The 24,325-nt window shown below is 71.9% G+C and carries 25 protein-coding genes; 4 read left to right on the top strand and 21 right to left on the bottom strand.

Annotation, left to right across the window (positions count from 1 at the left end):
* Position 1: 1 nt before the first annotated feature.
* The 8 genes from Sdi02f_RS29410 to Sdi02f_RS29375 form a co-directional block, all read right to left on the bottom strand.
* A complete protein-coding gene (locus Sdi02f_RS29410; protein ID WP_108934316.1) occupies positions 2-949 on the bottom strand; it encodes an aromatase/cyclase in 948 nt (315 codons plus the stop codon).
* A gap of 34 nt (positions 950-983) precedes the next feature.
* A complete protein-coding gene (gene fabG, locus Sdi02f_RS29405) occupies positions 984-1,772 on the bottom strand; it encodes a 3-oxoacyl-ACP reductase FabG (RefSeq protein ID WP_030402548.1) in 789 nt (262 codons plus the stop codon).
* Between the two features lie 9 nt (positions 1,773-1,781).
* Positions 1,782-2,051: an acyl carrier protein gene (locus tag Sdi02f_RS29400; protein WP_030402549.1), complete on the bottom strand. Its 270-nt coding sequence runs from the start codon at positions 2,049-2,051 to the stop codon at positions 1,782-1,784.
* 97 nt (positions 2,052-2,148) lie between these two features.
* Positions 2,149-3,372, bottom strand: coding sequence for a ketosynthase chain-length factor (locus Sdi02f_RS29395; RefSeq protein WP_031184969.1), 1,224 nt, complete (start codon positions 3,370-3,372; stop codon positions 2,149-2,151).
* The gene (locus tag Sdi02f_RS29390; protein ID WP_031082067.1) at positions 3,369-4,640 is read right to left on the bottom strand and encodes a beta-ketoacyl-[acyl-carrier-protein] synthase family protein; all 1,272 of its coding nucleotides are present in this window, start codon (positions 4,638-4,640) and stop codon (positions 3,369-3,371) included. Before Sdi02f_RS29390 ends, Sdi02f_RS29395 begins: the two co-directional genes overlap by 4 nt.
* A complete protein-coding gene (locus tag Sdi02f_RS29385) occupies positions 4,637-4,966 on the bottom strand; it encodes a TcmI family type II polyketide cyclase (protein ID WP_030402552.1) in 330 nt (109 codons plus the stop codon). Before Sdi02f_RS29385 ends, Sdi02f_RS29390 begins: the two co-directional genes overlap by 4 nt.
* 497 nt (positions 4,967-5,463) lie before the next feature.
* Positions 5,464-6,804 carry a class I SAM-dependent RNA methyltransferase gene (locus Sdi02f_RS29380; protein ID WP_030402553.1) on the bottom strand — a complete coding sequence of 447 codons (1,341 nt, stop codon included), beginning with the start codon at positions 6,802-6,804 and terminating at the stop codon, positions 5,464-5,466.
* 50 nt (positions 6,805-6,854) lie between these two features.
* Positions 6,855-8,924 carry an APC family permease gene (locus Sdi02f_RS29375; protein ID WP_108934315.1) on the bottom strand — a complete coding sequence of 690 codons (2,070 nt, stop codon included), beginning with the start codon at positions 8,922-8,924 and terminating at the stop codon, positions 6,855-6,857.
* Between the two features lie 546 nt (positions 8,925-9,470).
* Here Sdi02f_RS29375 and Sdi02f_RS29370 point away from each other — a divergent pair.
* Positions 9,471-10,142 carry a potassium channel family protein gene (locus Sdi02f_RS29370; protein ID WP_030402555.1) on the top strand — a complete coding sequence of 224 codons (672 nt, stop codon included), beginning with the start codon at positions 9,471-9,473 and terminating at the stop codon, positions 10,140-10,142.
* A complete protein-coding gene (locus Sdi02f_RS29365) occupies positions 10,142-10,822 on the top strand; it encodes a potassium channel family protein (protein WP_030402556.1) in 681 nt (226 codons plus the stop codon). The genes Sdi02f_RS29370 and Sdi02f_RS29365 overlap by 1 nt, the downstream gene beginning before the upstream one ends.
* Before the next feature lie 130 nt (positions 10,823-10,952).
* Here Sdi02f_RS29365 and Sdi02f_RS29360 read toward each other — a convergent pair whose 3' ends face one another.
* The 8 genes from Sdi02f_RS29360 to Sdi02f_RS29325 form a co-directional block, all read right to left on the bottom strand.
* Positions 10,953-11,771: a DUF3159 domain-containing protein gene (locus Sdi02f_RS29360; RefSeq protein ID WP_053637981.1), complete on the bottom strand. Its 819-nt coding sequence runs from the start codon at positions 11,769-11,771 to the stop codon at positions 10,953-10,955.
* A 3-nt stretch (positions 11,772-11,774) separates the two neighbouring features.
* Positions 11,775-12,173 (bottom strand): OB-fold nucleic acid binding domain-containing protein, encoded by a 399-nt coding sequence (locus tag Sdi02f_RS29355; protein WP_076976707.1) that lies wholly within the window; start codon positions 12,171-12,173, stop codon positions 11,775-11,777.
* A 73-nt stretch (positions 12,174-12,246) separates the two neighbouring features.
* Complete coding sequence (locus Sdi02f_RS29350) at positions 12,247-12,951, bottom strand: response regulator (protein WP_030402559.1); 705 nt, start codon at positions 12,949-12,951, stop codon at positions 12,247-12,249.
* The gene (locus Sdi02f_RS29345) at positions 12,948-15,563 is read right to left on the bottom strand and encodes an ATP-binding protein (protein ID WP_053637980.1); all 2,616 of its coding nucleotides are present in this window, start codon (positions 15,561-15,563) and stop codon (positions 12,948-12,950) included. Before Sdi02f_RS29345 ends, Sdi02f_RS29350 begins: the two co-directional genes overlap by 4 nt.
* Before the next feature lie 133 nt (positions 15,564-15,696).
* On the bottom strand, positions 15,697-16,389 hold the full coding sequence (locus Sdi02f_RS29340; RefSeq protein WP_108934314.1) for an ABC transporter ATP-binding protein: 693 nt from the start codon (positions 16,387-16,389) through the stop codon (positions 15,697-15,699).
* A gap of 186 nt (positions 16,390-16,575) precedes the next feature.
* Positions 16,576-17,328, bottom strand: coding sequence for a DUF3710 domain-containing protein (locus Sdi02f_RS29335; protein ID WP_030402562.1), 753 nt, complete (start codon positions 17,326-17,328; stop codon positions 16,576-16,578).
* 1 nt (position 17,329) lies between these two features.
* Positions 17,330-17,881, bottom strand: coding sequence for a dUTP diphosphatase (dut, locus tag Sdi02f_RS29330; RefSeq protein ID WP_031082102.1), 552 nt, complete (start codon positions 17,879-17,881; stop codon positions 17,330-17,332).
* Positions 17,878-18,462, bottom strand: a complete 585-nt coding sequence (locus tag Sdi02f_RS29325; RefSeq protein ID WP_030402564.1) for a PaaI family thioesterase — start codon at positions 18,460-18,462, stop codon at positions 17,878-17,880. The genes dut and Sdi02f_RS29325 overlap by 4 nt, the downstream gene beginning before the upstream one ends.
* 57 nt (positions 18,463-18,519) lie before the next feature.
* Here Sdi02f_RS29325 and Sdi02f_RS29320 point away from each other — a divergent pair, with 57 nt between their 5' ends.
* Positions 18,520-18,981, top strand: a complete 462-nt coding sequence (locus Sdi02f_RS29320) for a DUF3093 domain-containing protein (RefSeq protein WP_030402565.1) — start codon at positions 18,520-18,522, stop codon at positions 18,979-18,981.
* 10 nt (positions 18,982-18,991) lie between these two features.
* Here the strand turns inward: Sdi02f_RS29320 and Sdi02f_RS29315 are convergent, their stop codons facing one another.
* The 4 genes from Sdi02f_RS29315 to Sdi02f_RS29300 form a co-directional block, all read right to left on the bottom strand.
* Positions 18,992-19,948 carry a hypothetical protein gene (locus tag Sdi02f_RS29315; RefSeq protein ID WP_108934313.1) on the bottom strand — a complete coding sequence of 319 codons (957 nt, stop codon included), beginning with the start codon at positions 19,946-19,948 and terminating at the stop codon, positions 18,992-18,994.
* 13 nt (positions 19,949-19,961) lie between these two features.
* The gene (locus tag Sdi02f_RS29310; protein ID WP_003993510.1) at positions 19,962-20,258 is read right to left on the bottom strand and encodes a DUF4193 domain-containing protein; all 297 of its coding nucleotides are present in this window, start codon (positions 20,256-20,258) and stop codon (positions 19,962-19,964) included.
* Positions 20,259-20,663: 405 nt separating this feature from the next.
* A complete protein-coding gene (locus Sdi02f_RS29305; protein ID WP_030402567.1) occupies positions 20,664-21,908 on the bottom strand; it encodes a sensor histidine kinase in 1,245 nt (414 codons plus the stop codon).
* Between the two features lie 6 nt (positions 21,909-21,914).
* Positions 21,915-22,568, bottom strand: coding sequence for a response regulator transcription factor (locus tag Sdi02f_RS29300; RefSeq protein ID WP_003993508.1), 654 nt, complete (start codon positions 22,566-22,568; stop codon positions 21,915-21,917).
* 425 nt (positions 22,569-22,993) lie between these two features.
* Between Sdi02f_RS29300 and Sdi02f_RS35980 the strand changes: the two genes are divergently transcribed.
* The gene (locus Sdi02f_RS35980; protein ID WP_007387792.1) at positions 22,994-23,167 is read left to right on the top strand and encodes a hypothetical protein; all 174 of its coding nucleotides are present in this window, start codon (positions 22,994-22,996) and stop codon (positions 23,165-23,167) included.
* Positions 23,168-23,499: 332 nt separating this feature from the next.
* Here Sdi02f_RS35980 and Sdi02f_RS29290 read toward each other — a convergent pair whose 3' ends face one another.
* Positions 23,500-24,318, bottom strand: coding sequence for an inositol monophosphatase family protein (locus Sdi02f_RS29290; protein WP_030402568.1), 819 nt, complete (start codon positions 24,316-24,318; stop codon positions 23,500-23,502).
* Between the last annotated feature and the right edge of the window lie 7 nt (positions 24,319-24,325).

Genomic DNA, 24,325 nt, shown 5'->3' with positions numbered 1-24,325 from the left:
GTCAGTCCCGCTCCCCCGCGAGCGTCTCGGCGTACGCCTTGGCGTGGCCGAGCGTGGCGAGGCTGTTGGTGGACAGGGCGGTGTGGACGTACGTCCGGGCGTCGGCCACGGTCGCCTCGGGACCGAGCACGCCGGGGATGTTGTCGGTGTTGAGGCTGACGGTGTGCTGGGAGGAGGCGACGGCGCGTTCTCCGGTCTCCTCGAAGGTCCACACGCCGGTGTGCAGGGTCAGCAGCGCGGGCAGGGTGACCTGCTTGTAGGCGATGCGGTGGTGGGGAAAGGTCACGCGGTACGACTTGGTGGTGTGCGTGGAACCGTCCTTGGCACGGGTGTCCATCTCCAGGGTCTGGAGTCCCGGGGTGTCCTCGGCGAGGCGTACGGACGCGACGTGCGGGAGCCGTTCGGCCCACAGGCCGGCCTCGTTGACGAAGTCGAAGAGGTCCTTCGCGGCGCCGGCGACGGTGACGCTGTCGGTGAAGGAGAACGTCAGGTCCTGAGCCGCGTGGGCGGCTTCGACGTTGGTGCGCAGCGCGGCGAGCTCGGAACGGCTGTTGCGGTCGACGGCCTCGTCGATCCAGGCGAGCCCTTCCGGGTCGTCGTCGACCGCGCGGTAGTCGTGCGTGAGCCGGACCCGGGCCCGGTTGTCACCGAGGGGTTCGATGATCCAGGCACCGCCCATCGCGGCCACCGGAGGGGTACTGATCTCCTGCCGGAAGGTGATGCGCAGGCCCGCCGGGTCCAGGGTGCGGCGGGAGGTCCAGTTCTTGGCCTCGCCGCGTGCCGTGGCCCAGATCCGGATGCGTTCCTCGGCGCCGGCGTGCTCGACCCGGTCGACGTGGATGGTCGGCGGGAAGATCCGGGGCCAGTTCACCACGTCGGCGATGAGGCGGTAGACGGCCGCCGCGGGGGCGCCGACGGTGATCTCGTGCTCGACCTCACGGGTCGTCATGGTCGGGCTCCTTCGTGATGGTCGTGGGTCCTGGTCAGAAGTTGCCGAGGCCGCCGCAGACGTTGAGGGCCTGTGCGGTGATGGAGGCGGCGGTGTCGGAGGCGAGGTAGCCGACCAGGCCCGCGACCTCTTCCGGGGTGGAGTACCGGCCGAGCGGGATCTTCGCCCGGAACTTCTCCAGGATCGCGTCCTCGCTGGTGCCGTAGGCGTCGGCGTACCCCTGCCGGACCCGCTGTGCCATCGGGGTCTCGACGTACCCGGGGCAGACCGCGTTGACGGTGATGCCGGTGGGCGCGAGTTCGTTGCCGAGTGCCTTGGTGAAGCCGACGACGCCGTGCTTCGACGCTGAGTAGGGGGCGCCCAGGACAACACCCTGCTTGCCCGCCGTGGAGGCGATGTTGATGATGCGGCCCCGGTCCTTGTGGCGCAGCCCGCCCGTGGTGAGGACCTCGCGGGTGAGCCGGAAGACGCTGGTGAGGTTCGTCTCGATGACGTCCTCCCACAGCTCGTCGGCGATGTCGGCGGTGACGCCGCCGCCGGACCGGCCCGCGTTGTTGACGAGCACGTCGATCGTCCCGAACCGCTCCAGCGCGGCCCGCACGAAGCCACGTACGGACTCGGGTTCGCGGACGTCGACGGTCGTACCGGCCACGTCGAGCCCCTCGGCGAGGAGTTCCTTGACGGTGGCCTCGACGTTCTCCGCGTCGCGGGCGCCGATGAACACGCGGTGCCCCTGGCCAGCGAGCAGGCGGGCGACGGCCAGGCCGATGCCGCTGGTGGCGCCGGTGACGAGAGCGACGCGGTCGGTGGTGGTCGTGGTCATGGCGGCCTCTCAGACGGTGCGGGAGACGGTCAGCAGGTCGTTGACGACACCGATGAGGGCACGCGGGGTCAGCGCGTCGGTCAGAAGGTCGTCGTCGAGGGCGATGCCGTACGTGCGCTCGATCCGGCTGCCGGTCTCCAGGAGAGCCAGCGACTCGTAGCCGAGCGCGGTGAACTCGGTGTCCAGAACGTCTCCATCGAGGTCGACGCCCTCTTCGGCGCCGGCGGCCTCCAGGAGGATGCGCGTGAGATCGGCGAGGGTGAACGGGTCGGCGGGCACGGGAGGTCCTTCCGGTCAGGGCTGGGCTGGGGTGGGGTGGGGGCACGTGCGGGGCTTCACGGCACGTGCGGGGAAACGGTCCTTCTGGGCGGAACGGTCAGTGCGGTGCGGGCGCCCGCAGGACGACGGCGGAGTTGAAGCCGCCGTATCCCCGGGCCAGCACCAGCGCGGTCCGCAGGCCGAGGCGGCGCGGCCGGTCGACGACGAGGTCTATGCCGTACTCGGGGCAGAGCTTGACGTTGACGGCGGCGGGGACGATCCCGTCGCGCAGGGCGAGCAGGGCGGTGGCCAGGTCGAGGGGGGCGGCGCCCGAGTAGAGGCGGCCGGTCATCGTCTTGGGCACGCTGACCGGGACGCCGTGCGGGCCGAAGACCTGGCTGAGCGCGGCGGCCTCGGCACGGTCCAGGTCGGGGACACCGGCCGCGTCGGCGAACACGACGTCCACGTCGGCGGGTTGGGCTCCCGCGTCGGCGAGGGCGAGTTCGACGGCCTTGCGCAGACCGGGCGGGCGGCTGCTGCCGGGCTTGGGGTCGAAGGTGGCGCCGTACCCGGCGATCTCGCCGTAGGAGTGGGCGCCGCGTTCGCGGGCGGACTCGGCGGCCTCCAGGATCAGGATCGCGCCGCCTTCGCCGGGCACATGGCCGCAGGCGTCGCGGTCGAAGGGGAGGTAGGCCCGGGCGGGGTCCTCGCTGGTGCTGAGCCGGCCGCCGGCGAGCTGCGCGACCCAGCCCCAGGGGCACAGGGAGGCGTCGACGCCGCCGGACACGACGAGACGGGTGCCCTTGCGGATCTGCCGGCGGGCCTGGGCGACCGCGTCGAGGCCGCCGGCCTGTTCGCTGACGACGACGCCGCTGGGGCCCTTCATGCCGTTGCGGATGGAGATCTGGCCGCTGTTGACGGCGTAGAACCAGGCGAAGGACTGGTATGCGGACACGTACTGGCTGCCCTGGCTCCACAGCTTGCGCAGCTCGTTCTGGCCGAACTCGAAGCCGCCGGACGCGCTCGCGGTGACCACGCCCATGTCGAAGGAGGCCAGTTCGTCGGGGCGTACGCTCGCGTCGGCCAGCGCCCAGTCGGCGGCGGCGAGGGCGAGCCGGGTCATCCGGTCGGTCTGCGGGACGAGCCGGCCCGGCAGGTGCTCCTCGGCGGTGAACCCGGTGATCTCACCGGCGAGTTTCGCCGGGTAGCCGGACGGGTCGAAGCGGGTGAGGCGGCCGATGCCGCTGCGGCTCCCGAGGGTGGCTGCCCAGTGCTCGCGGGCCCCGAGCCCGGTCGGCGCGGCGACGCCGAGTCCGGTCACCACGACGGTCGCCGTACTCACACCTGCTTCCTTTCCGGCTCGGTCAGCACCATCGCGCTCTGGAACCCGCCGAAGCCGCTGCCGACGGTGAGTACCGTGTCGGTGAGCTGGTCGCGGGCCTCCCGCGGCACGTAGTCGAGGTCGCACTCGGGGTCGGGAGAGTGAAGGTTGGCGGTCGGCGGGACGACGTCGTACTCCATGGCCAGGACCGAGGCGGCGATCTCGATGGAGCCGATCGCGCCCAGGGAGTGGCCCACCATCGACTTGATCGAGCTGACCGGGGTGCGGTAGGCGTGCGCGCCGAGGACGCGTTTGAACGCGGCCGTCTCGTGGCGGTCGTTCTGTTTCGTGCCCGAGCCGTGCGCGTTGATGTAGTCGACGGCCTCGCCGGGCAGTCGCGCCTCGTCGAGGGCGACCCGGATCGCCTCGGCCATCTCCGCGCCGTCGGGGCGCAGTCCGGTCATGTGGTAGGCGTTCGAGCGGGTCGCGTACCCGGCGATCTCCGCGTAGATGTGCGCGCCGCGTCTGCGGGCGCTGTCGAGTTCCTCCAGCACGAACACGGCCGCGCCCTCGCCGAGCACGAAGCCGTTGCGGGTGCCGTCGAAGGGGCGCGAGGCACGGGCCGGGTCGTCGTGGCGGGGAGTGGTGGCCTTGATCGCGTCGAAGCAGGCCATGGTGATCGGGGAGATCGGCGCGTCCGACGAGCCGGCGACCATGATGTCCGCCGCTCCCTCGCGGATCAGCTCGGCGGCGTACCCGACGGAGTCGATGCCCGAGGTGCACCCGGTGGACACGACGGTGGCGGGGCCCTCGGCGCCGACCGCCCAGGCGACCTCGGCGGCGAAGGAGCTGGGCACCAGGTGGTCGTAGAGGTGCGGCGCCGCGTACGCGTGGTCGACGAGGGCGAGCCGGCCGCCGTCGCTGACGACGCGGTACTCCTCGTCCAGGCCCATCGTGGCGCCGACCGCGCTCCCGATGGTGACGCCGGTGCGGTACGGGTCGAGTCCGGCGAACTCGATCCCGCTGTCCGCGACCGCGCCGCGCGCGGCGACCACCGCGAACTGGGCGGCCCGGTCCATGCGGCGCACTTCCTGCGGGGTGAGGCCGTGCTCGTACGGATCGAAGTCGATCTCGGCGGCGACTCGGGAGCGGAACGGCGTGGGGTCGAAGAAGGTGATTCCCCGAGTCGCCGTGCGTCCCTCACTCAGCAGGCTCCAGAAGTTCTTGGCGCCCACGCCGCCCGGCGCGAGAACCTCGAGCCCCGTGATGACGACGCGACGCGCGCTCACGCGGCCGCCTCCCACGCATAGAACCGCGTCGCCATCGCGTCCGCCGGTGAGCGCCAGGTCGCCGGGTCGTACGCCTCGATGAACGGCTTCAGGTCGTTGCTGATCCCCACGAACCGGGGGTCGGTCTTCGCCGCCTCGATCAGCTCTCCCCCGTTGTCCTCGTCGAAGTCCTGGAGGTGGAAGTACAGCCCCCGGTAGTGGAAGAGCTGGCGCCGCCTGGTCCCCATCCTGTGCGGCATCTCGGTCGCGTCGAAATCGGCGAACAGGTCGGCCACGTGCGCGCCCGCGCCCGGTTCCAGCCTGGCGACGATCAAGGTGCTGTGCATGCGAACTCTCCCCTGCCTGCAATGTGCATGACATATCCGCGCTACATTTCGCGTCCGGCTTGCCTCAAACGCCCACGCCGACCCGCGGCTTCAAGCCTCCGGGGTGCGGGGATCGCGTTCAAGGGAGACCGGTTCAGGGCTCTGTCAGGGTTGTCGGAGAACTGCACGGAAAGGTCAGACGGGCGTGGGTCAACGACAGAGAGGTGTGCGGGCGGGACAGGGGACTGCGGGGCGGGTCAGACGATCGTCATGAGGGGGTGGGGACTTCGCAGGGGGTGCTCCGAGCGGTACGGCTGGCCGCAACCGGTACGGTCACGGCGAGGCGACCGGACGTGCGACAGCACCCCGACCGGCCCGCGTCCGTCGTCTCCCGAGACGGCGACGAAGCCACAGGTCAAGCTGACTCCCCCCGCCCCAGGACACGGTCTACGTCGTGCACTTCGGGAAACAGGTCGAACACCACCGCCAGCACCTGAAGAACCCGAGAAAACCGCAGGTCAGAGCCCCTTTTGCGTAGGCTCGAGAATCGCCACGCACTCCACATGATGCGTCATCGGAAACAGATCGAACACCCGCAGCATCCGCACCCGGTACCCCCCGTCCCGGAAGTACCCCAGGTCCCGGGCCAGGGCCGCCGGGTCGCAGGCGACGTAGGCGATCCTGCGGGCGCCCAGGGAGGACAGATGCTGGACCGTCTTGCGGCCGGCGCCCGCGCGGGGCGGGTCCAGGACGATGAGGTCGACCTCGTCGATGCCGGTGCGGGGCAGGACGGACTCGACCTTGCCCTGCTCGATGCGGACGCGGTCGAAGGCGGCGAGGTTGTGGCGGGCGTCCTCGACGGCGCGCTTGCCGGACTCGATGCCGAGGACCGCGCCCTGGTCGCCGACGCGGTCGGCAAGGGCACCGGCGAAGAGGCCGACGCCGCAGTAGAGGTCGAGGGCCATGTCGCCCTTGCGGGGCAGCAGGCCCTGCATGACCGCGGTGACCAGGGTGTCGGCGGCCTTCGGATGGACCTGCCAGAAGCCGCCGGAGCCGACCCGGTACGTGCGGCCGTCGGCACGCTCGCGGACGAAGGGTCGGCCGTGGACGCGGTGGACGCCGCCGTCCTTCTCGCCGACGCGCATGACCGAGACCGGGCGGTCCAGTTCGACGAGGGGGAGGCGGGCGCCGGGGCGCGGGGTCAGGATGACCTGGCGGTCCTGCGAGCCCGTCGCCGCGATGGCCTCGACCGTCGCCATGCCGGGCCAGTCACGGCGCTCGATGCCCAGCTCGCTGACGCCCTCCGCCGCGATCATGCAGTGGTCGACCGGCTCGACCTCGTGGGAGCGGTGCCTGCGCAGGCCCGCGCGGCCCTCGGCGTCCACGGCGTACTGCACGCGCGTGCGCCACGACGGGACCTGCCCGGCGGGCAGCTTGTCGCCCTCGGCCGGCATCACCGTGCCGTCCCAGCCGGCCTCCTCGGGCGTGAGGCCCGCCAGACGCGCGAGCTGCTCGGCGACGACCTCGCCCTTCAGGCGGCGCTGGGCACCCGGCTTGGCGTGCTGCCAGTCGCAGCCGCCGCAGCGGCCGGGGCCCGAGAAGGGGCAGGGCGCCTCGACGCGGTCCTTGGAGGCGTCCAGGATCTCGACCGCGTCCGCGCGCAGGAAGCGGGCGCCCTCCTCGCCCTCCGTGACCCGGGCCACGACCCGCTCGCCGGGCAGGGTGTGCCGGACGAACAGCACCTGGCCCTCGGCGGTGCGGGCGATGCAGTGGCCGCCGTGGGCGACGGGGCCGACCTCGACCTCGTACTCCTCACCCACCAGTGAGACCGCCTGCGACTTCTTCGGTTCTGCCTGCATGGCGGGGTGACTCCAGAGAACGGGGGCGACAAGGACAACAGCCGTCCAGTCTACGTGGACGACGAGGAGTCCTTCGACCGGTCCTGGGGCTGCTGGGCCGGGCCGCGCCGCACCGCGCCGGGTGCGCTCCAGTCCTGGCGCTTGCGGGCCCGGCGCCTGGCGGCCTCGGAGGACTCGAGCTGGTACGGGACGGACGTGACCATGACGCCCGGCGTGAACAGCAGGCGGCCCTTGAGGCGCAGGGCGCTCTGGTTGTGCAGCAGGTGCTCGTACCAGTGGCCGACCACGTACTCGGGGATGATGACCGAGACCGCGTCGCGCGGGGACTCCTTGCGCAGACTCTTGACGTACTCGATGACCGGCCGCGTGATCTCGCGGTAGGGCGAGTCCAGGACCTTCAGGGGTACGGCGATGCCGCGGCGCTCCCACTCCTCGCGCAGCGCCTTGGTCTCGGCCGGGTCGACGTTGACGCTGAGCGCCTCCAGACTGTCGGAGCGCATGAGCTTGGCGTAGGCGAGGGCGCGCAGCGTGGGGCGGTGGATCTTGGAGATCAGGACCACCGAGTGGACCCGCGAGGGGCGCACCATGTCGTCGCTCTGCGCCTCCTCGGGGTCCTCCGGGGCCGCGATCTCCTCGGCGACGCGGTCGTAGTGCTTGCGGATGGCCGTCATCGTCGCGAAGAAGATGCACATGCCGAGCAGGGCGACCCAGGCACCGTGGGTGAACTTCGTGGCCAGGACCACGACCAGGACCAGTCCGGTGAAGAAGGCGCCGAAGGCGTTGATCGCGCGGGAGCGCACCATGTGGCGGCGCCTGGCCTGGTCGCGTTCGGCGGCGAGGTTGCGGTTCCAGTGGCGGACCATGCCGATCTGGCTGAGCGTGAAGGACACGAAGACGCCGACGATGTAGAGCTGGATCAGCCGGGTCGAGTCGGCGCCGTAGACGACGACGAGGAGCATGGCCGCGCCGGCGAGGAGCACGATGCCGTTGGAGAAGGCCAGCCGGTCGCCGCGGGTGTGCAGCTGGCGCGGCAGGTAGCGGTCCTGGGCGAGGATCGAGCCGAGGAGCGGGAAGCCGTTGTAGGCGGTGTTGGCGGCCAGGAAGAGGACCAGCGCGGTGGCGGCGGCGAGGACGACGAACAGGAAGCTGCCCTCGCCGAAGACCGCCTCGGCGACCTGCGAGATCACCGGGTGCTGGACGTAGTCCGCGCCGACCGCGACCCCGTTGTGGAAGAGCTGGGTGGCGGGGTTGTCGGACATGCGGACGTCGGTGGCGGTGGCCAGCGCGATGATGCCGCAGAACATGGTGACGGCGAGCAGGCCCATCAGCGCGAGGGTGTTGCCCGCGTTCTTGGACTTGGGCTTGCGGAAGGCCGGGACGCCGTTGGAGATCGCCTCGACACCGGTGAGGGCTGCGCAGCCGGAGGAGAAGGCGCGCAGGAGGAGGAAGACCATGGCGAAGCCGGCCAGGCCGCCGTGCTCCGGTTTGATCTCGTAGCCCGCCGTCGGGGCGCGCATGGTGTCGCCGAGGACCAGGCCGCGGAAGGCGCCCCACACGATCATGATGAAGACGCCCGCGACGAAGACGTACGTCGGGATGGCGAAGAGGGTGCCCGACTCCTTGACCCCGCGCAGGTTCATCAGGGTCAGCAGCAGGATGACGGCGACCGCGCACAGGACCTTGTGCTCCACGACGAAGGGGATCGCCGAGCCCAGGTTCTCGATGCCGGAGGAGATGGAGACGGCGACCGTCAGGACGTAGTCGACCAGCAGGGCACTGGCCACGGTCAGGCCGGCCTTCGGGCCCAGGTTGGTGGTGGCCACCTCGTAGTCGCCGCCGCCGCTCGGGTAGGCGTGCACGTTCTGGCGGTACGAGGCGACCACGGTGAACATCAGGACGACGACCGCGAGCGCGATCCAGGGGCTGAAGTGGTAGGCCGACACGCCCGCGATGGACAGGACCAGCAGCACCTCGCCGGGCGCGTACGCCACCGAGGACAGCGGGTCGGACGCGAAGACGGGAAGGGCGATCCGCTTCGGCAGGAGCGTTTCGCCCAGCCGGTCGCTGCGCAGTGCGCGCCCGATCAGGATCCGTTTGGGCACGTCGGTCAGTTTGGACACAACAGAGGATCGTAAGCGTTCGAACGGGCGCCCGCCCAACCGCCACCCCCGATCCGTCCGCCGTCTGCTCTACGGGTGAATTCGGAGGGTTCTCCGGCTGGGGATTCCGCAGGTGACGGGGTTCGCATGCCTATATGACTGCTTACCCCGGCAAGCCCTGCCGCTTTCCGGCCGTCGCCGCCCCTGGAGGTCCCATGCACCTGAGCGCAGAGCTGATCGGCGGCGCCGCCACCCTCGTCGGCCTCGGTTTCCTGACCCGCGCCAGCATCCGCAGCATCTGCCGCCGGGGGTCGTCGGCCAGGGGGTGAGACGGCTCCTGCGGGCCCCGGAGGCTTGCCGATACGTTGGGGCCGGACATCCGGACGTACGGTCCGCACGGGGGAACCCGGCTTCCGGGGACCTAGCGGCATCGGCCGCGGTGCGCACCGGCATGATGTTCCTCTGCGGCCCGCACACTGGCCGCGACGTGTCGCCAGGCGAGCCGAAAGAGAGACATGACGACATCCACCAAGACCGGCGGGCCCGCAGGAAGCGCGGTGTGAGGCGATGCACATTGTCATCATGGGCTGCGGGCGCGTGGGCTCCGCGCTCGCCCAGACCCTGGAGCAGCAGGGGCACACGGTCGCCGTGATCGACCGGGACCCCACCTCCTTCCGGCGTCTCGGTTCCTCGTTCGGCGGGCGCCGGGTCACCGGCATCGGCTTCGACCAGGACACCCTGCGGGAGGCGGGCATCGAGGAGGCCGGCGCCTTCGCCGCCGTCTCCAGCGGCGACAACTCCAACATCATCGCCGCCCGGGTGGCGCGCGAGATGTTCGGTGTGGAGAACGTCGCCGCCCGCATCTACGACCCGCGCCGCGCCGAGGTCTACCAGCGCCTGGGCATCCCCACCGTGGCCACCGTCCGCTGGACGGCCGACCAGATGCTGCGCCGGCTGCTGCCCTCGGGCGCCGAGCCGCTGTGGCGGGACCCCACCGGGGGTGTCCAGCTCGCCGAGGTGCACACCTCCGCGGCCTGGGTCGGTCACAAGATCAGCCGGCTCCAGGAGGAGACGGGCGTGCGGGTGGCGTTCGTCACCCGGCTCGGGGAGGCGATTCTGCCCTCCTCGCAGACCGTCCTGCAGGAGGGCGACCTCGTGCACGTGATGATGCGCACCGACGAGGTGCACAAGGTCGAGGCGGCGTTCGCCAAGGGTCCCGAAGAGGAGGGCGGTCACTGATGAGGGTCGCCATTGCCGGAGCCGGCGCGGTCGGCCGTTCGATCGCGGGCGAACTGCTGGAGAACGGCCACGAGATCCTGCTCATCGACAAGGCGCCGACGGCCATCTCGGTCGAGCGCGTCCCGATGGCGGAGTGGCTGCTCGCCGACGCGTGCGAGATCACGTCCCTGGACGAGGCGGCGCTGCAGCGCTGCAACGTCGTCATCGCGGCGACGGGCGACGACAAGGTCAACCTGGTCGTTTCCCTGCTGGCCAAGACGGAGTACGGCGTCCCGCGCGTCGTCGCGCGCGTGAACAACCCGAAGAACGAGTGGCTCTTCAACGAGTCCTGGGGCGTGGACGTCGCCGTCTCCACCCCGCGGCTGATGTCGGCCCTGGTGGAGGAGGCGGTGAGCGTCGGCGACCTGGTCCGGCTGCTGCGCTTCAGCCACGGCGACGCCAACCTCGTCGAGCTGACGCTGCCGGAGGAGTCGGCCCTGGCCGGCACGCAGGTCGGTGACGTCCAGTGGCCCGAGGACACCTCGCTGGTGACGATCATCCGTGGCACCCGGGTGCTGACGCCCTCCCGGGAGGACTCCCTGGAGGCGGGCGACGAACTGCTCTTCGTCGCCGCGCAGGCCCGTGAGGAGCAGCTGGAGGACCTGCTGTCGGCACGGCGGCGGCCCGACGGACTGGTCTGACCCTCGGCGGACCCGCCGGCCGGTGCGTCGGCGGAACGGGCCGGTACGGCGGTGGGGCGCCCGGAGATCTCCGGGCGCCCCACCGCCGTACCGGCCCCACTCGTGCCGTGCCGTTCGTCCCCTGGCGCCGTCAGGCCCTGCGGTGCCTGCCGCCGCGCGGGTCCGCGGCTTCCCCGTCGGCCTCGGACGACACCGCCGGCGTGCCGTCCGCGTCCTGCCAGCGTCGGTCACGCTCGGCCTTCTCCGCCTTCTCCGCCTTCTCGGCCTCCTCCGCCGCCTCCATCTCCGCGAACACGTCGATGGGCGCCGGTGCCTTGGCCAGGAAGACCCAGGTCAGCCAGACGGCGAGCAGGAAGGGCGGGATCTTCAGGGTGACCAGGACCCAGCCGAGCTGCTCGGTGTCCGCCCACCAGTACAGCGGGAAGAGGATCGCGGACTTGGCGAGGAGGATGAAGCCCCAGGCGTAGCTGGCCTTCGTGTACGCCTTCTTGCGGCCCGGGTTGCGGGTGCGCCAGGAGAGGTTCTCCTTGAAGACCGGGCCGAGGATCAGGCCGATCAGCGGCACTCCGGCCAGCGAGGTGACGATGTACGCCAGTGCCAGGCCCAGGGTGTAGAGCATGCCCGGCAGGTAGAAGTTCTTGGCGTTGTCGGTCATCATCGCGAAGACCACGCCGAAGGCGACGCCGAAGACCCCGCTGAACGCGTGCTTGACGGTGTCCTTCATCGCCAGCCGGACCACGACCAGCACCACCGACACGGCCAGGGCCGCGATCGCCGACATGTGCAGGTCGTTGTTGAGCGTGAAGATGGTGACGAAGAGCAGGCCCGGCAGCACCGTCTCGACCATGCCGCGCACGCCGCCGAACGCCTCGAACAGCGCGGCCTCCGTCACCGCCCGGGCGTCGTCGGCCTCTGTCGTCTCTTCGGTCGGCTTGTCGAGCGACGTCACCGGCTACTCCCGTCCGAGGGGTCTCAGTTCGTATTTCGGGTTGAAGAGCACCCGGCGGCCGTGACTCATCGAGATCCGGCCCGATGCGATGAGCTTGCGCCCCGGCTCTATGCCCACGATGGAGCGTCTGCCCAGCCACACCACGTCCAGGGCGGCGGAGCCGTCGAACAGCTCGGCCTCCAGGGCCGGAACGCCCGCACGCGGTCGCAGGGTGACCGTGCGCAAGGTACCAGTTACCGACACGACCTGCCGGTCCTGGCAGTCTCCGATACGGGTGCAGCCGGCGGTGTCGGCGTCCTCGCGCAGTTCCTCCGACTCCAGGTCCTCCTGGGACGAGGAGAGCCGGTCGAACATGCGCCGGAACCGGCCCACCGGCTTGTCGGAACGCGGAGCAGCACTCATATCTGAAGCGTACCGGGGCCCGCCGACAGCCATGCACCCCTCTCGGGGCGGGATGGCGAGGCTCACGTCCCCCTCACTTCCCGTGCGCTCCCTCTCCCTTCTCGAAGCGGTACCCCATGCCCGGCTCGGTGATGAAGTGCCGCGGATGCGCGGGGTCCGCCTCGAGCTTGCGGCGCAACTGGGCCATGTAGACCCGCAGGTAGTTCGTCTCCGTCCCGTACGACGGCCCCCACACCTCCTGCAGGAGCTGCTTCTGGCTCACCAGGCGCCCCGTGTTGCGCACCAGCACCTCCAGCAGGTGCCACTCGGTGGGCGTCAGGCGTACGTCCCTGCCGCCCCGGTTGACCTTCTTCGCGGCCAGGTCGACGGTGAACTCCGCGGTGTCCACGACGACCCCGTCCTCACCGCCCGGGACCGGTTCGGACCGGCGGACGGCGGCCCGCAGCCGGGCCAGCAGCTCGTCCATGCCGAAGGGCTTGGTGACGTAGTCGTCGGCGCCCGCGTCGAGCGCCTCGACCTTCTCGTCGGAGGAGTGCCGGGCGGACAGCACCAGGATGGGCACCCGGGTCCAGCCGCGCAGTCCCTTGATCACCTCGACGCCGTCCATGTCGGGCAGGCCCAGGTCCAGCACCACCACGTCGGGGTGGCGGGCGGCGGCGAGCTGGAGGGCGGTGGCGCCGTCGTGGGCGGCGTCGACCTCGTAGTGCCGTGCCTTGAGGTTGATCACGAGGGCCCGCACGATCTGCGGTTCGTCGTCGATCACGAGGACGCGGGTCATCCGGCGGTCTGCCTTTCTGCGGTCGCGGGGCGGAGGGTCGTGGCGGAGGCATTGCCCGCGGCGGAGGCGTTCCCGGCGGCAGACGCGCCGGGCGCGCCGGACGCGCCGGGCGCCGAGGAGCGCACCGCGCGGAGGCTGAGGACCATGGTGAGGCCGCCGCCAGGAGTGTCCTCGGCGTTCAGGGTGCCGCCCATCGCCTCGGCGAAACCGCGGGCCACGGCGAGACCGAGGCCGACACCCGCCCCGCGCGGGGCGTCGCCGTACCGCTGGAAGGGCTCGAAGATGCGGTCCTTGGCGTCGTCGGGCACACCCGGCCCCCGGTCGACGACCCGCACCTCCACGCGGTCCGCGAGCGCGCTGGCCGCGACCAGGACGGTCCGGTCGTCCGGGCTGTACTTGACGGCGTTCTCCACCAGGTTGGCCATCGCCCGCTCCAGGAGCCCGGCGTCCACGGCGACCATGGGCAGCGTCTCCGGGATGTCCAGCTCGGCGCTTCCCTCGGGCACCCCGCCGAGCGCCATCGGGGCCACCTCGTCGACGTCGATCTCGCGGATCAGCGGGGTGACGGTGCCGGTCTGGAGGCGGGACATGTCGAGGAGGTTGCCCACGAGGTGGTCGAGGCGGTCGGCGCCCTCCTCGATGCCTTCGAGCAACTCCGCCTGGTCCTGTTCCGACCAGGCCACGTCGTCGGACCTGAGGCTGCTCACCGCCGCCTTGATCCCGGCCAGCGGGGTGCGCAGGTCGTGGCTGACGGCGGCCAGCAGGGCGGTGCGGATGCGGTTGCCCTCGGCGAGCGTCCGGGCCCGGTCGGCCTCCTCGCGCAGGCGGCGCCGGTCCAGGACGACGGCGGCCTGGGCGGCGAAGGCGGCGAGGACCCGGCGGTCCTCGGCGGGCAGGACGCGGCCGGTCAGCGCGAGGGCCATGTGGTCACCGACGGGCATGTCCACGTCCGCGTCCTCGGGGCGCTCCACCGGCGGCCCCGACCCGGCGCGGCCCGCACAGGTCCAGGGGGCCACGTCGCCCTCCCGCTCCAGGAGGGCGGCCGACTCCATGCCGAAGGTCTCGCGCACCCGCTCCAGCAGCGTCTCCAGGCTGGTCTCGCCGCGCAGCACGTCGCCGGCGAGGAAGGAGAGGATCTCCGACTCGGCGCGCAGCCGGGCGGCCTGGTGGGTACGGCGGGCCGCGAGGTCGACGACCGAGGCGACGGACAGCGCGACGCCGACGAATATGGCGAGCGCAAGCATGTTCCTCGGGTCGGCGATGGTGATCCGGTTGACGGGCGGCGTGAAGAACCAGTTCAGCAGCAGCGACCCGACCGCGGCCGAGGCCAGCGCCGGGTACAGCCCGCCCAGCAGGGCGGCCGCCACCGTCAGTGCCAGGTAGAGCAGCACGTCGTTGGCGAGGCCGAGGTGGACGGTGCTGAGCAGCAGCGTCAGCAGCACCGGGCCGCCCAGGCCCGCGAACCAGCCCCAGACGATCCTGGAACGCCCGAGCCGCGCGCCCCTGGCCACCGGCAGCCCGCGCCCCTTGGCGACCTCCTCGTGGGTGACGATGTGGACGTCCAGGTCGGGTCCGGACTCCCGGGCGACCGTGGCGCCGACGCCGGGTCCGAAGACGTACTGCCATGCCTTGCGGCGCGAGGAGCCGAGGACGATCTGGGTGGCGTTGACGCCGCGGGCGAAGTCGAGCAGGGCGGCCGGAATGTCCTCGCCGAGCACGTGGTGGAAGGTGCCGCCGAGGTCCTCCACCAGGGTGCGCTGCACCGCAAGCTCCTTCGGCGAGGCGGAGGTCAGCCCGTCGCTGCGGGCGATGTAGACGGCCAGCACCTCGCCGCCGGCGCCCTTCTCGGCCAGGCGTGCGGCCCGGCGTATCAGCGTCCGGCCCTCGGGGCCGCCGGTGAGGCCGACCACGATGCGTTCGCGCGAGCCCCAGATCTTCGAGACGCGGTGCTCGCTGCGGTACTCCTGGAGGTACTCGTCGGCCCGGTCCGCCACCCACAGCAGCGCCAGTTCGCGCAGGGCGGTGAGGTTGCCCGGGCGGAAGTAGTTGGACAGGGCCGCGTCGACCTTGTCCGGCTGGTAGATGTTGCCGTGGGCCATGCGCCGGCGCAGCGCCTGGGGCGACATGTCGACCAGTTCGATCTGGTCCGCGCGCCGCACCACCTCGTCCGGGACGGTCTCCCGCTGCCGTACGCCGGTGATCGACTCCACGACGTCGCCGAGGGACTCCAGGTGCTGGATGTTGACGGTCGAGACGACGTCGATCCCGGCGGCGAGGAGTTCCTCCACGTCCTGCCAGCGCTTGGCGTGGCGCACGCCGGGGACGTTGGTGTGGGCCAGCTCGTCCACCAGGGCGACCCGGGGGGCGCGGGCCAGGACCGCGTCCAGGTCCAGCTCGGTGAAGACGGCGCCCCGGTACTCGACCTCCCGGCGCGGCACCTGCTCCAGGCCCCGCAGCATCACCTCGGTGCGCGCTCTGCCGTGGTGCTCGACGAAGGCGACCACGCAGTCGGTGCCCCGTTCGACGCGCCGGTGCGCCTCGGAGAGCATGGCGTACGTCTTGCCGACGCCCGGCGCCGCGCCGAGGTAGATCCGAAGCTTGCCGCGTCCCATGGCCTCATTGTCTTCCGGTCGGCGCCGAGTGCGCAGCGTCGACCCTACGACCCGCAATCGCGACAAAGGGGACGGGGGTGCGGATGACGGTCGTCCTTGACGGAACTCTGACGGCCGCCCGCTCCCGGTGGCGTCAGCCCTGGACGATCTCCCCGTCGCGCAGCTCCAGCACCCGGTCGGCGAGGTCGAGCAGGGTGGCGTCGTGGGTGGCGACCAGTGCGGTGACCCGTTCGCTGCGCACGACGGCCCGCAGCAGCTCCATCACGGAGTGCCCGGTCTCCGCGTCGAGCTGGCCGGTGGGCTCGTCGGCGATCAGCAGCGCGGGGTTGTTGGCGAGGGCGCGGGCGATGGCGACCCGCTGCTGCTGGCCGCCGGACAGCTCGCCGGGGCGCTGGGCGGCGTGGTCCGCGAGGCCCACGAGGGCGAGCAGCAGCTCGACGCGCTCCTCGCGTTCGCGCGGCGCGGCCCGGCGCAGCCGCATCGGTACGCCGACGTTCTCGGCGGCGGTGAGGATCGGGACGAGCCCGAAGGACTGGAAGACGAAGCCGACCCGGTCCCGGCGCAGGGCGAGCAGTCCGTCCTCGTCCAGCTCCGCGAGGTTCCGGCCGTCCACCTCGACCCGTCCGGCGTCCGGGGCGTCCAGGCCGCCGACGATGTTGAGCAGGGTGGTCTTGCCGGAGCCCGACCGCCCCTTGAGGGCGACCAGCTCACCGCGCGGCACGTCGAAGGAGACGCCGCGCAGGGCGTGCACGGCGGCGCCGTCGCGACCGTACGACTTCCGTACGCCCTCGACGCGCACCATGGTCTCGGTGGCCACCTGGCTCATGTCGTGCCCTCCCCCGCCGTCCGTCGTGAACCGGCGCCAGTATCACCGCCGGAGGCGAGCGGGGGCAACGGCCGGGACCCGACCCTCCGGCGCGGCCCGCTCCCCCGTACGGCGAAAGGGCCGCGTCCCGCCGGGGACGCGGCCCTCGTGCCGCGCGTACGGCCCGAGGCCGTACGTCGTCGTCGCCTAACGGACCTCGGTGATCTCCGGTCCGCGCTGGAGCTGGCCCATGCCGCCGGCGAAGCGGGAGCCCTCTTCCTGCTGGACGCCCTCGGGAACCATCTGGGCGTCGTTCGGCAGCTTGAGGACGATCGGGTCGCGGGGGGCCATCGGGCCGTCGCCGCGGACGACGACCGTGTCCCGGAAGATCTGCTCCAGCAGGCCGGCGGCCTGCGGCTGCACCGCGCCCTGGCCCGAGATCACACCGCGCAGGAACCAGCGGGGCCCGTCCACACCGACGAACCGCACGACCTGGAAGCCGCCCGTGCCGTCCGGGAGCTGCACCGGGACCTGCGCCCGCAGCTCCCAGCCCAGCGGACCCTCGACCTCGTCGATGATGCCGCCCTGCTGGGTGATGCCGGAGCCGATCTCCTCGCGCACCTCGCCCCAGATGCCCTCGCGCTTGGGCGCGGCGAAGCCCTGGAGCTGGATGGCGCTGTCGCGCAGGACGACGGTGGCGGCGACGATCGCGTCGCCCGCGACCTCCACCCGCAGTTCCATGCCTTCGACCCCGGGGACGAACAGTCCGCCCAGGTCGACGCGGCCCTCGCCCGGGTCGCGGACCTCGGTGCTGTCCCAGGGCCCGTCGGGGCGCGGCTCGGGCTCGAGCCGCACGCGTTCGCGCTCTTCGTCCGCCTCGGTGTCGACGCTGTCGACGACCTGCTCGGTCTCGCCGGCCGCGTCCTCGGCGGCATCCCTCTTCTTGCGACGTCCGAACACGTCACTGTCCTTCCCGGTCGGATACGACCGAAGCGTATCGATTCCCACCCGTCGGGCCGCCGTCGGCGACCTGACCGCTTGTGCCGCTTGCACGGTCCAACCCGGCGTGGCCGCCGGTGGACCCGAAGCCCCCCTCGGCCCGCGCCGAGTCGGGAAGCTCCGCGACCTGACGGAAGCGGACCCTCTCGACCTGCTGGACGACCAGTTGGGCAATCCGGTCGAAGCGCTCGAACCGCACGCTCTCGCGCGGGTCGAGATTCACCACGATCACCTTGATCTCCCCACGGTACCCGGCATCAATCGTCCCCGGGGCATTCACGAGGGCGACACCGCAGCGGGCGGCCAGACCGGAACGTGGGTGCACGAAGCCCGCGTACCCCTCCGGGAGCGCCACAGACACCCCGGTGGGCAGAACGGCGCGTTCTCCGGGCGCCAGCTCGCAGTCGACGGTGGTGCGCAGGTCGGCGCCCGCGTCGCCGGGCTGCGCGTACTCCGGCAGCGGCACGTCGGGGTCGACGCGGCGGATCAGGACCTCGAGGCCGGCGCCGCTCACGGGTTCACCTCGAAGGCGCGGACGCGGCGGAGCTGGTCGGGGTCGTCCATGGCGGCGCGGATCTCCTCCTCGCGGCCGTTCTGGACGAAGTGCTCGACCTTGACCTCGACGAACAGGGCGTCGGCACGGACGGCGACCGGGCCGTCGGGAGAGCCGATGCGGCCGGTGGCGGTGGAGTAGATCTTCCGGCCGGCGACCGCGGTCACCTCGGCCTCCAGGTAGAGCGTCGTGTCCACGGGCACCGGCAGCCGGAAGTCGGTCTCCAGCCGTCCGGTCACCGCGATGGTGCGCAGCAGCCAGTTGAGCGAGCCCAGCGTCTCGTCCAGGGCGGTGGCCAGCACGCCGCCGTGCGCCAGACCGGGGGCGCCCTGGTGGGCGGGGCGGACGGTGAACTCGGCGGTGATCGACACGCCTTCGCCCGCCCGCGCCTGGAGGTGCAGTCCGTGGGGCTGGTCGCCGCCGCAGCCGAAGCACTGGCCGTAGTGCGCGCCGAGCAGCTCGCCGGGGGCGGGCGCGTCGGGGTGCCGTACGGGTTTCACGGCGTCGGCGGGGGGCTGAAGACCTGGGGAAGTACCACTCACAGGCGCAGACCTTACCCGTGCGTCGGCCGAACGCCGATCCCGTGCCAAGCTTGGTTCATGCAGCTCTCCACGGCCCCGTACGAAGAACGCCTCACCGCGCCCCGCTCCTGGTGGCTCGTCTCCTTCCTGGTGGGGCTGGCGTTCGCGCTGATCCTGCTGCCCTTCGGCACGCTGCCGATGCTGGGCGGCCTGGCGGGCGGTACGGCGGTGGCGGCGGTGGCGGCCAGTTCGTACGGCGCGGTCCGCATCCGGGTCGTGGGCGACTCGCTGATCGCGGGCGAGGCCAGGGTGCCGGTCTCGGCGCTGGGCGAGGCGGAGATCCTCGACCCGGAGGAGGCCCGCGCCTGGCGCACCTACAAGGCCGACGCCCGGGCCTTCCTGCTGCTGCGCGCCTACATCCCGCGGGCCGTGCGCGTGGTGGTCACCGACCCGCAGGACCCGACTCCGTACCTGTACCTGTCGACGCGCGAGCCGGAGCGGCTCATCGAGGCGCTGACGGCGGCGAAGGCGGCGGCGTAGCCCCTCGGGGTCAGTGGCCGTCTTTGCCGAAGTTTTTCCAGCGGCCGGGGCGGCCGGGGCCCGTCCCCCTGGTGATCTCGCCCATGTCCAGGACGTTCTCGGGGCGTTCCAGCGCGGGAAGGCCGGCCAGGGCGCTCCAGGCGACCTGCTGCCGGCGCAGGTCGGTGCGGATCCTGGCGGCCAGCTTTCTGGTGTCGCGGCGGTTCATGACGGCGCCGACGGCCGCACCCACCAGGAAGGGCATCAGGTTCGGCAGGTCGCGCACCATCCGCTTCATGATCTGCTGGCGCAACTGCCGTTTCATGTGGCTGTTCATCGCGGAGCCGAGGGTCGACGGCTTGGACACGTCGACGCCGCGTTCGTCGGACCACGCGTTCAGGTACGCGGTGCTGCGCTGCGTGAGGCTGCCGGGCGGGCGTACGCCGTAGACCTCGTGGAGTTCGGCGATCAGCTTCAGCTCGATCGCAGCGACGCCGGTGATCTCGGCGGCCAGTTCGGTGGGCATGGCGGGCGGTACGGGCAGCATCGCCGCCGCTCCGACGCCGGCTCCCACGGTCGCCGTGGCCTTGGCCGCGCCGGCCACGAGCCGGTCGGCGAGTTCCTCGGGACCGAGGCCGGGGAACTGGCTGCGCAGCGTCGCCAGGTCGCGCACGGGGACGCGGGGTGCCAGGTCGATGACCCGGTCGGCGAGGTGTGCCAGGGCGGCCCTGGCGCGGGCGCCGCCGTTGCGGACGCCCTGTCCTGCCTTCTCGCGGAACGCCGCTGCCCGGCGGCGGGCAGCGGGCGCCGGTGGCCGCGCGGTCGCCGGGAGGTCACTCCGGTCGGCCACGGGCTCGAGCGGGGCCTTCCCCGTGTCGGTCGGGCCCCGCTCGTCGTCACGCGCGCTGTACGGACCGTCGGACGGCCCTTGGTCCGCTCCTCGCCGGGAGGAACGGCGCTTCCAGGGAGGGGTCGAGCCGGTGGTCACGGCCGACCCCGCCTCAGTCGCAGTCGCGGCAGATCGGCTGGCCGTTCTTCTCGCGGGCCAGCTGGCTGCGGTGGTGCACCAGGAAGCAGCTCATGCAGGTGAACTCGTCCTGCTGCTTGGGCAGCACACGGACGGCCAGTTCCTCGTTCGAGAGGTCGGCGCCGGGAAGTTCGAGGCCTTCCGCGGCCTCGAACTCGTCGACGTCGACGGCCGAGGCGGACTTGTCGTTCCGCCGGGCCTTCAGCTCTTCGAGGCTGTCCGAGTCGACGTCGTCGTCGGTCTTGCGTGGAGTGTCGTAATCGGTTGCCATGGTCGCTCTCCCCCTCTGGGTGTCTGCGGTGTCTTCAGCGCACGTAACGCGTGAGGGGCCGGACTTGTGCCCGACCCGAGGCGGAGATTTTGCCTCACATCAAGGTCTGTTACTCAATCGACACCCAACCGGACCTCTCATGAGTGATCGGCTTGGATGGCGATGGGGACCGTACACGGTCCGAATGCCGCACGCCAAAGGCGTCTCACCGTGTACTTCCCGTGATCCGGACCCCCGAAAACCGGGATTTTCCCGGCTTTCCGCCAGGGTGCATGATCACGGAGAGTGGAGGGCGGGAAAGCCTTCGTTGTGATCGATCACACACGCGACTTCCGGGCCGGCGGCCTGGAAATTCCGCTCAAAGCGAACATCCTCGGGTCTCGGTGAGATGTCGGGGTCATGATCTCAGATGGGCAGCGTCACGCGCATCACAAGCCCTCCGCCCTCGCGCGGCTGGGCGTAGATGTGCCCGCCGTGCGCCCGGGCCACGGACCGCGCGATGGACAGACCGAGCCCGACGCCCTTGTCACTGCCCGTCCGCTCGGTGCGCAGCCGCCGGAACGGCTCGAAGAGGTTGTCCACCTCGTACGCGGGGACGACCGGGCCCGTGTTCGTGACCACCAGGACCGCCTGTCCGCCCTCCACGGCCGTGGTGACCTCCACCCAGCCCTGTTCCGCCACGTTGTAGCGCACGGCGTTCTGGACGAGGTTCAGGGCGATGCGCTCCAGCAGGACGCCGTTGCCCTGGACCACCGCGGCCTCGCGGGTGCCGCGCAGCTCCACGCCCTTGCTCTCGGCCTCGGCGTGCACCTGGTCGATGGCCTGGCCGGCCACCTCGGCGAGGTCCACCGGTTTGCGCTCGACGATCTGATTGTCGCTGCGGGCCAGCAGCAGCAGTCCCTCGACGAGCTGCTCGCTGCGTTCGTTGGTCGCCAGCAGGGTCTTGCCGAGCTGCTGGAGCTCCACCGGGGCGCCCGGGTCGGACAGGTGCACCTCCAGGAGGGTGCGGTTGATCGCCAGGGGCGTGCGCAGCTCGTGGGAGGCGTTGCCGACGAAGCGCTGCTGGGCGGTGAAGGCCCGCTGCAGCCGCTCCAGCATGTCGTCGAAGGTGTCCGCCAGCTCCTTGAGCTCGTCGTCCGGGCCGTCCAGCTCGATCCGGCGGGAGAGGTCGGAGCCCGCCACCGCGCGCGCGGTGCGGGTGATCCGGCCCAGCGGGGACAGGACGCGGCCGGCCATGGCGTAGCCGAAGGCGAAGGCGATCACGGCGAGGCCGAGCAGCGCCAGCAGGGAGCGGCTGAGCAGGTTGTCCAGGGCCACCTTGCGCTGGTGGTCCATGCACTCGCTGATCGCCGCGTTGAAGTCCGACAGCGACAGGCCGCCGTTGTCGACCACGGGGCAGGTGCTGCTGGAGACCTTGAGGTCGGTGAAGTCGACGATCTTGTACAGCGGTTCGTTGCCGGTGCGCACCGCCTGGGCGGCGAGCAGGTAGATGATCGACAGCAGCAGGATGCCGGCGATCAGGAACATGCCGCCGTACAGCAGCGTGAGCCTTATCCGGATGGTGGGCCGCAGCCACGGCAGGGGGGTGGCCGAGCGCGGGTCCCACGTGGGTTTGGGGGGCGCCCCGGGGGGCGCGGGTGTCGTCGCCACGGCCGGTCAGATCCGGTACCCGGAGCCGGGGACGGTGACGATGACGGGCGGCTCGCCCAGCTTGCGGCGCAGGGTCATGACGGTCACGCGCACGACGTTGGTGAACGGGTCGGTGTTCTCGTCCCAGGCCTTCTCCAGCAGCTGCTCGGCGGAGACCACGGCGCCCTCGCTGCGCATGAGGACCTCGAGCACGGCGAACTCCTTGGGCGCGAGCTGAACCTCCTTGCCGTCGCGGAAGACCTCGCGGCGGTTGGGGTCGAGCTTGATCCCGGCCCGCTCCAGCACGGGCGGCAGGGGCACGCTGGTGCGCCGGCCCAGGGCGCGCACGCGGGCGATCAGCTCGCTGAACGCGAAGGGCTTGGGCAGGTAGTCGTCGGCGCCGATCTCCAGGCCCTCGACCCGGTCGCTGACGTCGCCGGAGGCCGTGAGCATGAGCACGCGCGTGGGCATGCCCAGCTCGACGATCTTGCGGCACACGTCGTCGCCGTGCACGAGGGGGAGGTCGCGGTCGAGGACGACCACGTCGTAGTCGTTGACGCCGATGCGCTCCAGGGCGGCCGCACCGTCGTACACGACGTCGACGGCCATGGCCTCCCGGCGCAGTCCGGTGGCCACCGCATCGGCGAGCAGTTGCTCGTCCTCGACGACGAGTACGCGCACGTCGCTTGTCCTTCCTGTGTCCACCCGCGTAGCGCTTCTCGGACGCACGGGGGCAGGGGTCTGGTGGGTGTTGCCTCCATCCTGCCCTTTTCGGCCATAAGTCGGCTGTAAGCCGAGTGAGGGGCCGGTGACGAAGACGGGTGCGAAAAGGCTGCGGAAGCGGGAATGCGGGATTTTCTCGCGCGGTTGAGGTTTCCGCGAAGGGGAGCAGGGGGAGGACGGCTTTACACCCCGCGATCACGCTCTGCCTGTACCGCGTTACCGCGCGGTACGCCGCGGTCCGCTTCCGCAGAGCGGGCGTGGGTGTCCGGCACCGTCGCCGCCCGGTGGGGCAGCGCTGGGCACTCCACCGGAGACGTGATCGTCCCTTCCGATCGGCACACCCCCGTGCCAACGACCCACGACCCAGGACGAGGGGGCGCAGCATGGACGCTTTCACCGCAGGACTTCTGCAGCGCATAAAGACGACGGAGTCCGACCTCTCCCGGGCCCGCGACGAGGGCGACGAGTTCCTCGTCGAGGTGGAGCTGGGCGAGCTCGACGATCTGCGCCGTCTCGCTGCCGAGCACGGTGTGGAGGTCAGCGCGACCAACGCCTGACCGGCCCACGGAGGACGAGGCCCCGGCGGGATCCAGCGCCGGGGCCTCGCCGTGTGCGTGCCGTCCGGCGGTGGGCGCCCGGAGGCGGTCGCGGGGCCTGCCGGGGCGCGACGGCCGACGCCGACCGCGCGGGGCAAGGCGGGAGCAAGGGGGAGGGCGGCACGGCCGGCCGGGGCGGGCCCGTGCCTCGGGGGCTGCGCGGCCCGTGCCCGAGGACTGCGTCCCTCCCCTCAGGGGCTGTCGCGGGCCCCGCCCCGGGCGTGGCCCGCGCGGCGCCGACGGCGCTCCCCCGCACGCACCGGCGCCCCCTCGTCCGTCCGATCGCCGGAGACCTACGCTCCGAAGTCCGTCAAGAGCCGCTGGAGCGGTTCGAAGACGGCCGGGGTGGCGGCGATGGCCAGGGTGCCGGTGGGGCGCTCACCGGGGCGTCCGCCGGTCAGCGCGCCCGCCTCCCGGGCGATCAGGTCGCCCGCCGCGAGGTCCCAGGGGTGCAGGCCCCGCTCGTAGTAGCCGTCCAGGCGTCCCGCGGCCACGTCGCACAGGTCGATGGCGGCCGAGCCGCCGCGCCGGATGTCGCGGACCAGCGGAATCAGCCGACGCGCGATCTCGGCCTGTTCCGCGCGGACGTCGGCGACGTAGTTGAAGCCGGTGGAGACCAGGGCCTGGTCCAGCGGGGCCGCGGACCGGCAGGCGAGCCTGCGTTCCCCCTCCCAGGCACCCGTCGCCCAGGCTCCGCCGCCCAGCACCGCCTGGTACGTCTCGCCCCGCATCGGGGCCACGACCACGCCGGCCACCCGCTCGCCGTCCTGCTCGGCGGCGACGGAGACCGCCCAGGTGGGCAGTCCGTACAGGTAGTTCACCGTGCCGTCGAGCGGGTCGATGACCCACCGGACACCGCTGGTGCCCTCCGCGGCGGCGCCCTCCTCGCCGAGGAAGCCGTCGTCGGGGCGGCGGTCGGCGATCAGCCCGGTGATCAGCTTCTCCGCCGCGATGTCCATCTCGGTGACCACGTCGATCGGGCTGGACTTGGTGGCGGCGACCGCGAGGTCGGCCGGGCGACCGTCCCGCAGCAGCTCGCCCGCGCGCCCGGCGGCCTCCTGGGCGATCGTCAGCAGCTCGGCATGGAGCGGGTCGGGCTTCACGTCGGTCACGGGACTC

It is taken from the genome of Streptomyces ardesiacus (genome assembly GCF_003112575.1).
GTDB classification, from domain to species: domain Bacteria; phylum Actinomycetota; class Actinomycetes; order Streptomycetales; family Streptomycetaceae; genus Streptomyces; species Streptomyces ardesiacus.
Note: the sequence above shows the minus strand (reverse complement) of the source record. Positions and strands in the feature narration are given on the sequence as shown.